The organism is Idiomarina sp. UBA4206, from assembly GCF_002383015.1.
Classification (GTDB): Bacteria; Pseudomonadota; Gammaproteobacteria; order Enterobacterales; family Alteromonadaceae; genus Idiomarina; species Idiomarina abyssalis.
The window spans coordinates 170,266-171,993 of sequence record NZ_DFTS01000043.1 but is presented as its reverse complement, the minus strand read 5'-3'; the positions used below and the strand labels follow the sequence as shown (position 1 = coordinate 171,993).

The window sequence follows — 1,728 nt, the reverse complement described above, 5'->3', positions numbered from 1 at the left end:
TTTGAGGGCGGTTACTTTGGTGCAACCCTTGCCTTTCCGTCGCAGCCAAGACACGCGCGGTTGAGTGTTGATTACAAGTTTTAAAGCTGGAAAATTAGATTTAATGACCTATAATTAGACCTGTTAAAAGTCTTTTTGGAGGTCATATGAGATCAGTTAGACCTATTTACGCACGGAACTCAACTAGCATTAGTGAGTTAAAAAAGAATCCAATGGCGGTTGTTGAAGAGTCTCATGGCGAGCCGGTGGCTGTACTGAATCGGAATCAGCCCGCATTTTATTGTATTCCGGCAGCAACCTATGAAGCGTTGATGGAAGAGCTGGAAGACAGGGATTTACTGGAGTTAGTTAAAAAACGCCAGCATGAAGATGAAGTTGAGGTGAACATCGATGATTTATAAGCTGACGTTTAAACGTTCAGCTTATAAAGAATGGAAAAAGTTGAACAAGGATGTTCAGGCGCAATTTAAAGCCAGACTCAAACAAAGGCTTGAATCACCTCATGTCCCAGCGTCTCGCTTAAAGGGAATGGATAACTGTTACAAAGTGAAATTGCGAAAACTAGGTTATAGATTAGTTTATCAAGTAAGAGATTTCGAGCTTGTGGTTACCGTTGTAGCTGTAGGCAAGCGTGATAAAAACAGAGTGTATATTAGCGCTCAGAAGCGATTGGATTAATCTTTATGTCACTGAAAAAGCTCTTGTTGCTGTTGGTTATTGTTGCACTATTTATTAGTGCGTTTGCGTTCGACCTGACGCAGTACTTATCGCTTGATGTTTTAAAAGAAAAGCAACAGCAGCTAAATCAGCTTTTCGTTGATTACCCCTTTACTGTCTTTGCTATTTATTTTGTTATTTATGTGGTGACAACGGCGTTATCACTGCCCGGCGCGACTATTCTGACGCTAGGTTCTGGGGCAATATTCGGGCTCGGTTGGGGCTTACTTCTGGCAAGTTTTGCTGCGTCTTTTGGTGCCTTTCTGGCTTTTTTAAGCGCCCGCTTTATTTTGCATGACTGGGTGCAGGAAAAATTCGGTGATCGCCTAACCGCTATTAATCGCGGAATGGAGCGAGACGGTGCATTCTATTTGCTGAGCCTACGCCTGGTTCCGCTGTTCCCGTTTTTCGTTATTAACCTGGTTATGGGTCTGACTAAAATCAAGGTGTGGACCTTTTACTGGGTCAGTCAGGTGGGCATGCTACTGGGTACCGCGGTATACGTTAATGCAGGAACCCAACTGGCCCAGATATCCAGTCTGGGGGATGTCGTTTCTGCGGACTTAATTGGTGCCTTTGTTTTACTGGGAATATTCCCGCTAATTGCTAAAGCTGTACTGGCCTTTTTGAAACGCCGTAAGGCCTTTAAAGGTTATAAAAAGCCCAAGTCTTTTGACAATAACCTGGTGGTTATAGGTGCCGGTTCAGCCGGGTTAGTCAGTGCTTACATAGCGTCAGCGGTAAAAGCAAAGGTAACGTTAATAGAAAAGCATAAAATGGGCGGAGACTGCCTCAATACCGGATGTGTGCCCTCCAAGGCTCTGTTACACGTAGCGGAGCTTGCTCACAATGCACGCAATGCCTCTCGCGTTGGGGTGAGTATTGGAAAGGTGTCGGTCGACTTTAAACAAGTGATGCAGCAGGTACAGTCGGTCATTAAGGACATTGAACCGCACGACTCGGTTGAGCGTTATACCAAGCTGGGTGTTAATGTTGAGCAGGGGGAGGCTC

General features: G+C 44.9%; 3 protein-coding genes. All 3 read left to right on the top strand.

Annotation, left to right across the window (positions count from 1 at the left end; all coding sequences use genetic code 11):
• The first annotated feature begins 146 nt into the window (after positions 1–146).
• Positions 147–401: a type II toxin-antitoxin system Phd/YefM family antitoxin gene (locus tag B3180_RS09980; protein ID WP_054491199.1), complete on the top strand. Its 255-nt coding sequence runs from the start codon at positions 147–149 to the stop codon at positions 399–401.
• Positions 391–678: a type II toxin-antitoxin system RelE family toxin gene (locus B3180_RS09975; protein WP_054491200.1), complete on the top strand. Its 288-nt coding sequence runs from the start codon at positions 391–393 to the stop codon at positions 676–678. The genes B3180_RS09980 and B3180_RS09975 overlap by 11 nt, the downstream gene beginning before the upstream one ends.
• A gap of 5 nt (positions 679–683) precedes the next feature.
• A partial coding sequence (locus tag B3180_RS09970; protein ID WP_286844301.1) for a bifunctional TVP38/TMEM64 family protein/FAD-dependent oxidoreductase occupies positions 684–1,728 on the top strand: 1,045 nt, incomplete at its 3' end.